The 7,250-nt window shown below is 54.4% G+C and carries 5 protein-coding genes; 2 read left to right on the top strand and 3 right to left on the bottom strand.

Features of this window, described 5'->3' with window-relative positions:
- Positions 1-166 precede the first annotated feature (166 nt).
- Positions 167-2,497, bottom strand: coding sequence for a Tex family protein (locus ABT58_RS16600; RefSeq protein ID WP_047875560.1), 2,331 nt, complete (start codon positions 2,495-2,497; stop codon positions 167-169).
- Positions 2,498-2,615: 118 nt separating this feature from the next.
- Positions 2,616-3,098: a transcription elongation factor GreB gene (gene greB / locus ABT58_RS16595; RefSeq protein WP_047875559.1), complete on the bottom strand. Its 483-nt coding sequence runs from the start codon at positions 3,096-3,098 to the stop codon at positions 2,616-2,618.
- 307 nt (positions 3,099-3,405) lie between these two features.
- Here greB and ompR point away from each other — a divergent pair, with 307 nt between their 5' ends.
- Together ompR and envZ are read left to right on the top strand one after the other, a co-directional pair.
- Positions 3,406-4,125 (top strand): osmolarity response regulator transcription factor OmpR, encoded by a 720-nt coding sequence (gene ompR, locus ABT58_RS16590; RefSeq protein WP_047875558.1) that lies wholly within the window; start codon positions 3,406-3,408, stop codon positions 4,123-4,125.
- 3 nt (positions 4,126-4,128) lie between these two features.
- A complete protein-coding gene (envZ, locus tag ABT58_RS16585) occupies positions 4,129-5,478 on the top strand; it encodes a two-component system sensor histidine kinase EnvZ (protein WP_047875557.1) in 1,350 nt (449 codons plus the stop codon).
- Positions 5,479-5,618: 140 nt separating this feature from the next.
- Here the strand turns inward: envZ and ABT58_RS16580 are convergent, their stop codons facing one another.
- A complete protein-coding gene (locus tag ABT58_RS16580; protein ID WP_047875556.1) occupies positions 5,619-6,989 on the bottom strand; it encodes a uracil-xanthine permease family protein in 1,371 nt (456 codons plus the stop codon).
- Positions 6,990-7,250: the final 261 nt, after the last annotated feature.

Raw genomic sequence — 7,250 nt, 5'->3', positions numbered from 1 at the left:
AGAACCCCAGAACCCCAGAACTCCAGAACCGCTTTTCCTCGTCCCTCTAGACACGAAACGCGTCCCTTGTCCCTACCAAACATAAAAAAGCGGAGAACTGATGTTCTCCGCTTTTTGCTTTTTGTCTCGTCCCTTCAGACTCGGCACTCGTCCCTAATAGACGCTTTTATTTCTTCTTCGCGTTTGCAAAAGCAGCGGCAAACGCACCACCCATGGCGGCATTGCCTTGTGGCGCTGCGTTGCGGGTGTTGTGATTACGCGATGGATTTCGCGGAGCTGCTGAGCGGTTGTCCTGTGGCTTACGCGCTGGTTTTTCTTGGCCCGGTTCGTCGTTCAGGCGCATCGACATGCCGATACGGTTACGCTGCAAATCCACTTCCATCACTTTCACTTTCACCACGTCACCCGCTTTGACCACTTCGCGAGGGTCGGACACGAACTTGTCTGACAGGGCCGAAATGTGGATCAAGCCGTCTTGGTGAACGCCGACATCGACGAAGGCTCCGAAGTTGGTCACGTTGGTGATCACGCCTTCCAGTACCATGCCTGGGATCAGATCTTTCACTTCGTTAACGCCTTCAGCAAAGGTTGCGGTCTTGAACTCAGGGCGCGGGTCACGGCCCGGTTTGTCCAATTCGCTGATGATGTCCGTCACTGTTGGCAGACCGAATTGCGCATCGGTGTAGTCAGCCGCTTTCAGGCCACGCAAGAAGTCGGTGTTACCGATGATCGCATCCAACGCTTTGTTGTTCGCTGCCGCAATGTTCTTCACCACCGCGTACGATTCAGGGTGTACCGCTGAGCCGTCCAATGGGTTTTTTCCGCCCATGATACGCAAGAAACCGGCACACTGTTCAAAGGCTTTCGGCCCCAAACGTGCCACTTTTTTCAGGGTGGTACGGGCTTCAAAGCGACCGTTCTCATCGCGGTAGTTCACGATGTTCTGAGCGATGGTGGTGTTCAGGCCGGCCACGCGGGTCAGCAGGGCGGCAGAGGCGGTATTCACATCCACACCCACGGCGTTTACACAGTCTTCGACTACCGCATCCAGACGTTTGGCCAGCATGCTCTGGCTTACGTCGTGCTGGTACTGGCCCACACCGATGGATTTTGGATCGATTTTCACCAGCTCGGCCAATGGGTCTTGCAGACGACGGCCAATGGATACCGCGCCACGCAGCGACACATCCAGATTCGGGAATTCGTTCGCTGCCAGCTCAGACGCTGAGTACACCGACGCACCGGCTTCACTTACCATCACGGTTTGTACTTTCAGGTTATTGTCTTTCAGCAGTGCAGCAACAAAGCTGTCTGTTTCACGTGAAGCAGTGCCGTTACCGATCGCAATCAAATCCACGTTGTGTTTGTTGATCAGCGCCAGTACGGTGGCTTCCGCTTCGGCCACACGGGCGCGGGCAGTGTGTGGGTAGATGGTCGCGGTATCCAGCAGCTTACCGGTCGCATCGACCACCGCCACTTTACAACCGGTACGCAGACCCGGGTCGAGCGCCAGAGTCACACGCGGGCCGGCTGGTGCCGCCATCAACAAATCTTTCAGGTTATCGGCAAACACCTGCATCGCGCCGTCTTCGGCTTTTTCACGCAGGCTGCCCATCAGCTCGGTTTCCAGGTGCATCAAAATCTTGATGCGCCATGCCCAGCTGATCACTTGCTTACGCCATACATCCGCAGGCTGGCTGCCCAGTGTCACGCCGTAGTGATCGGCAATCATCACTTCGCAGTAAGAACCACGTACGCCTTCTTCCTGATTTGGATCGGCATTCAATGACAGCTGCAAAATGCCTTCGTTACGGCCACGGAACAGCGCCAGGGCACGGTGAGAGGGCACGTTCTTCAGCACTTCGCTGTAGGTGAAGTAATCTTTGAACTTGGCGCCTTCTTCCTCTTTGCCGTCAATCAGGCGGGAAGTCAGCTCTGCCTGTTGCTGCAGGTGGCGGCGCACTTTTTCCAGTAGTGCGGCATCTTCTGCAAAACGCTCCATCAAAATGGCGCGGGCACCGTCCAGTACCGCTTTGCTGTCGGCAAAGCCTTTGTCTGCATCCACATAGCCATTGGCGGCGGTTTCTGGTGTTAGGCTTGGATCGGTCCACAAGCTGTCGGCCAGCGGCTCCAGACCGGCTTCAATCGCGATCTGGCCTTTGGTGCGACGCTTTTGTTTGTATGGCAGGTAGAGATCTTCTAAGCGGGTTTTACTGTCAGCTGCGAGGATGTCAGCCTGCAGCTCTGGGGTGAGTTTGCCTTGCTCATTGATGGCTTTGAGGATCACCTGACGGCGGTCATCCATATCACGCAGGTAACCTAAGCGGGATTCCAGGTTACGCAGTTGGGTATCATCCAGTCCGCCGGTCACTTCTTTACGGTAACGGGCAATAAAAGGAACGGTGTTACCGTCATCAATCAGGGTAACGGCGGCAGTCACTTGCTCGGGGCGAACGTTGAGTTCCTGAGCAATCAAATGACAGATAGCTTGGCTCATCCGTGGGGTCTCTATTGTAGTATCGATGGTTTATATATAAGGGCAGATCCGCAAAAATCCAGTTTTACTGAAGATTGTATTGCCTCTGCCACTCACTGTTGGGGATATTGTACGGGGTTTAGGCCGGGGTTTTGTCATAGCGGATTGAATTAATGAACCACTCTTTTTTGCCCAACGGGGTATTCACTTCCACGTCGTCATCCACTTCTTTTTTCAGCAGGGCGCGAGCCATCGGTGAGTCGATAGAAATGTAGTCGTTGCGGCCGTAGATCTCATCCGAGCCGACAATGCGAAAGGCTTTGGTCTCGCCATCATCATTTTCAATTTCCACCCAGGCACCGAAGAAGACTTTGCCGTCTTGTTGCGGCGAGTAGTCCACCACTTGTACCTGCTCCAGACGTTTGCGTAGGTAGCGCACACGGCGGTCAATTTCACGCAGGCGTTTTTTGTTGTACTGGTAATCGGCGTTTTCGGAGCGATCGCCAAGGCTGGCTGCCCAGGTCACTTTCTTGGTCACTTCCGGACGCTCTTCTCGCCACAGGAAGTCGAGTTCGGTTTTGAGCTTGATATAGCCTTCACGGGTGATGAGGTTGGTTTTCATGTGGGCGGGTAGCTCCTTGTGTGCACACACCGGTCTTCGCAATGCGTTTGGCGCGATCACTGTCGCGTGTACAGGGCGCATTGCGGGTATAATTTTGGATAGTTGTTTGAATTTAGGTTAGTTTAAAAGGCCAGTAAACGGTTATCCGTATTTATTGTCGGTACAGGCGGAGGTATCGACACAGGACTGGACATAAACCGTAACAATTTAACCCGTATTTTAGCGGCAAAATTCAGCGAGGCGCTGGAAGGGTCGCGTAAACTACGCACAAGCACGATAATGTCGAATGATGCAAGTAAGGTGACTTATGCAGGAAAATTATAAGATTCTGGTGGTTGATGATGATATGCGCCTGCGCGCGCTTTTGGAGCGTTACTTGTCTGAGCAAGGGTTTCAGGTGCGTAGCGTCGCGAACAGCGAACAGATGGATCGCTTGCTTTCACGTGAAACATTCCATCTGATGGTGCTGGATCTGATGCTGCCGGGAGAAGACGGTCTGTCGATTTGTCGCCGCCTGCGTAACGCCAATAACATGCTGCCTATTCTGATGCTGACGGCGAAAGGCGATGAAGTCGATCGTATCGTGGGTCTGGAAGTGGGTGCGGATGACTACCTACCAAAACCGTTTAACCCGCGTGAGCTGTTGGCCCGTATTCGTGCCGTGCTGCGTCGTCAGACGGTAGAAGCCCCGGGCGCGCCAAGCGTGGACAGCAAAGTGATTGAGTTCGGTGAATTCCGTCTGAACTTGGGCACACGCGAAATGTTCCGTGGTGATGAAGCGATGCCGCTGACCTCCGGTGAATTTGCAGTACTGAAAGCCTTGGTGACCAATGCCCGTGAACCGATGTCGCGTGATAAGCTGATGAACATGGCCCGTGGCCGTGAGTATTCCGCGATGGAACGTTCGATTGACGTACAGATCTCGCGTCTGCGTCGCATGATTGAAGAAGATCCAAGCCGCCCACGCTATATCCAAACCGTGTGGGGTCTGGGCTATGTATTCGTTCCGGACGGTAGCGAGGCGTAAGCCATGCGTTTATCCCCACGCAGTACGTTCACCCGTACCTTGATTTTGCTCGCTGGCTTGCTTATCGCAAGCCAGATTTTTTCCTACCTTGCGGTGCTTAATTACGCCTTGCTGCCCAGCTTGCAGCAGTTCAATCGTATCCTCGCCTATGAAGTGCGCCTGATGCTCAAAGAAGACGTTGAGCTGGCGGACGGCAATACCTTCCACCTTGATACGCCGCTGCGCCGCCAACTGCTGGAGCAGTTAGGGGTGACGTTGCATGCGGTGGATGGCAGCGATCCGATCCACGATGAGGACTTGAAAGAGTTCGATAAAGCCACCGTGGTGGAGTATCTGAGTGACGAGATGAGCCAAGAGCTGGACTCGCCGACAGAGGTGCGCTTGGTACTGGGCGCTGACAGTTATGTGTTGTGGCTGCGCAGCGATGCGATACCCGGTTACCTGATGCGTATTCCGCTGTCGGAGTTGCAGGAAGACGATTTCTCGCCGCTGTTCCACTACAGCCTGATCATTGCCTTTATGGCGATCGCCGGCGGCTGGCTGTTTATCCGTATTCAGAACCGGCCACTGGTGGCACTGGAAAAGGCCGCGTTGCAGGTGGCCAAGGGGGAAACCCCGCCGGTGTTGCCGGAGCGTGGCGCGTCGGAAATCCGTGCGGTGACCAAGGCGTTTAACCGCATGGCGGCAGGCATCAAGCAGCTGGAAGATGACCGTGCGCTGTTGATGGCTGGGGTGAGTCATGACTTGCGTACGCCGCTGACTCGTATTCGTCTGGCGACAGAAATGATGTCACCGGAAGACGGCTATTTAGCGGAGAGCATGATCAAAGATACCGAAGAGTGTAATGAGATCATCAGCCAGTTCATGGATTACCTGAAGTCGACCAAGAAGCAGGCCGAGGAAGACTTGGATCTGAACGTGGTACTGACTGAAGTGGCCGAATCCGAAGGCGGTTATGAGCGGCGCATTGCGCTGGACTTGGCCGAGATCCCCGGAGTGGTGTGTGCCAATGGGGTGTCGATTAAGCGCTCGGTGGCGAACCTGGTGGTCAATGCGCTGCGTTACGGTAATGGCTGGGTGAAAATTTCCAGCGGCGTGACGGCGGATCGCAAGCATGTCTGGTTCTGTGTCGAAGATGACGGGCCGGGCATTGAGCCGGATCAGGTGGCGAAGATGTTCCAGCCATTGACGCGGGGCGATACCGCGCGCGGCACGGACACTGAAGGCACCGGGTTAGGCCTGGCGATTGTGAAGCGGATCATCGATCAGCATGAAGGGACGATTCAGGTGACAAACCGCCATGAAGGTGGCCTGAAAGTGCAGATCAGCTTGCCGCTGGTCATGCGCAAATAGTGCGCCAATCGTCCTGAAACATTCACCGTTGCAGTGACATAAAAAAGCGCGAGCCAGTGGCTCGCGCTTTTTTTTATGTTTTTGCTAGAACCTAGAACCTAGAACCTAGAACCTAGAACCTAGAACCTAGAACCTAGAACCTAGTCTTTATCCTCCGGCAGTACCAGGTTCAGAATGATCGCGGTAATACCGCCGGCAGCCATGCCAGAAGACAGGATGCTCTTAATGAAGTCCGGCATGAACTGCAGGATTTCCGGTTTCTGCGCAATGCCCAGACCCATTGAGAACGACAGCGCCATGATCAGAATCGCGCGGCGATCCAGCTTACAGCGGGAGATGATACGCACGCCCGATGCGGCAATGGTACCGAACATCACGATCGTCGCGCCGCCTAAGACTGGCTCAGGGATCAGCTGCACTAAGTTCGCTACGCCCGGGAACAAGCCCAGTAGCACCAACATACCCGCCACGAAGTAACCGATGTAGCGGCTGGCCACGCCTGTCAGCTGAATGATGCCGTTGTTCTGGCTGAACGTCGAGTTCGGAAAGCTGTTCAGCAGTGCTGCAACAGCGGAGTTGATGCCGTCGGCCAGTACGCCGCCTTTGATGCGCTTCAGGTAGACCGGACCGGCTACTGGCTGCTCTGAGGTTTCTGAGGTGGCCGTGATGTCACCGATCGCTTCCAGCGAGGTGATGGCAAACACGATCATCAGTGGGATCAGCAAGCCCCAGTCAAAACCAATGCCGTATTGCATCGGGATAGGGATAGCAATGAAATCACTTTCTGCCATGCGGCTGGTATCGACCATGCCCATTACCCATGCCAGCAGGGTGCCCGCTGCCATCGCAATCACGATAGAAGAAACACGCAGGTACGGGTTTTTCACACGGTTAAGCAGCACGATAAAGCCCAGTACGGTACCCGCCAGCATCAGGTTGTCTAAGCTACCGAACTGGCCGCTTTCAATCGCCGCATAACCACCGCCCATTGATGTCAGGCCGATGTTGATCAGAGTCAGACCGATCAGGGTCACCACGATGCCGGAGACCAGCGGGGTGATCACGCGCTGAGCATGTTGCAGCACGCGGGAGATAAACACTTCGGTCAGTGAGGCGAACAGGATGGTACCGAAAATCGCGGCCATCATAGTCGGGATATCGGCGCCACCGGCTTTGAGCGCCAGACCGGCACCAATGATTGGGCCTAAGAAGTTAAAGCTGGTGCCTTGGATCGACAGCAGGCCAGAGCCGACCGGACCAAAGGTACGAATTTGAATGAACGAAGCAATGCCCGAAGCAAACAGCGACATGCTGACAATGGTGTTGGTGTCGCTGGCAGGAAGGCCAAGCGCCTGACAGATGATCAGTGACGGGGTGATCACGGCAACAAACATCGCCAGAAGGTGTTGGGCAGCGGCAAACAGGGTCTGCGGCAGCGGTGGACGATCCTCTAAGCGGTAGATCAAATCCGATTTTTGCGGTGTTTCAACAGTACTGTGCTGGCGAGTCATGGCCAAGGCTTCCTTGTGTTTCTCTGTATCCTGTTTACCGCGCTGAATGGGCAGTGAACGTGTGGGCCTGAATAGCTCTGTGATTGCTGTTACTCAGATCAGAACGCCACGGGAGAGAAGAGGTCGATAGAATTGGCCGCTATTGTAGTGATCAATCGATAAATAGCAAACGTTTGCGCTGTGATCTTGATAGGTTTATAAATCCGAATATGGAATCTGATATTGATAAAATGAAAAAGGCAGCCAAGCTGCCTTTTTCAT

This window comes from Photobacterium aphoticum (genome assembly GCF_001029435.1).
Classification (GTDB): domain Bacteria; phylum Pseudomonadota; class Gammaproteobacteria; order Enterobacterales; family Vibrionaceae; genus Photobacterium; species Photobacterium aphoticum.
Note: the sequence above shows the minus strand (reverse complement) of the source record. Positions and strands in the feature narration are given on the sequence as shown.

Coding starts and splice junctions, on each gene's coding strand:
- envZ (WP_047875557.1), top strand. CDS start 4,129: ATGCGTTTATCCCCACGCAGTACGTTCACCCGTACCTTGATTTTGCTC.
- ompR (WP_047875558.1), top strand. CDS start 3,406: ATGCAGGAAAATTATAAGATTCTGGTGGTTGATGATGATATGCGCCTG.
- greB (WP_047875559.1), bottom strand. CDS start 3,098: ATGAAAACCAACCTCATCACCCGTGAAGGCTATATCAAGCTCAAAACC.
- ABT58_RS16600 (WP_047875560.1), bottom strand. CDS start 2,497: ATGAGCCAAGCTATCTGTCATTTGATTGCTCAGGAACTCAACGTTCGC.
- ABT58_RS16580 (WP_047875556.1), bottom strand. CDS start 6,989: ATGACTCGCCAGCACAGTACTGTTGAAACACCGCAAAAATCGGATTTG.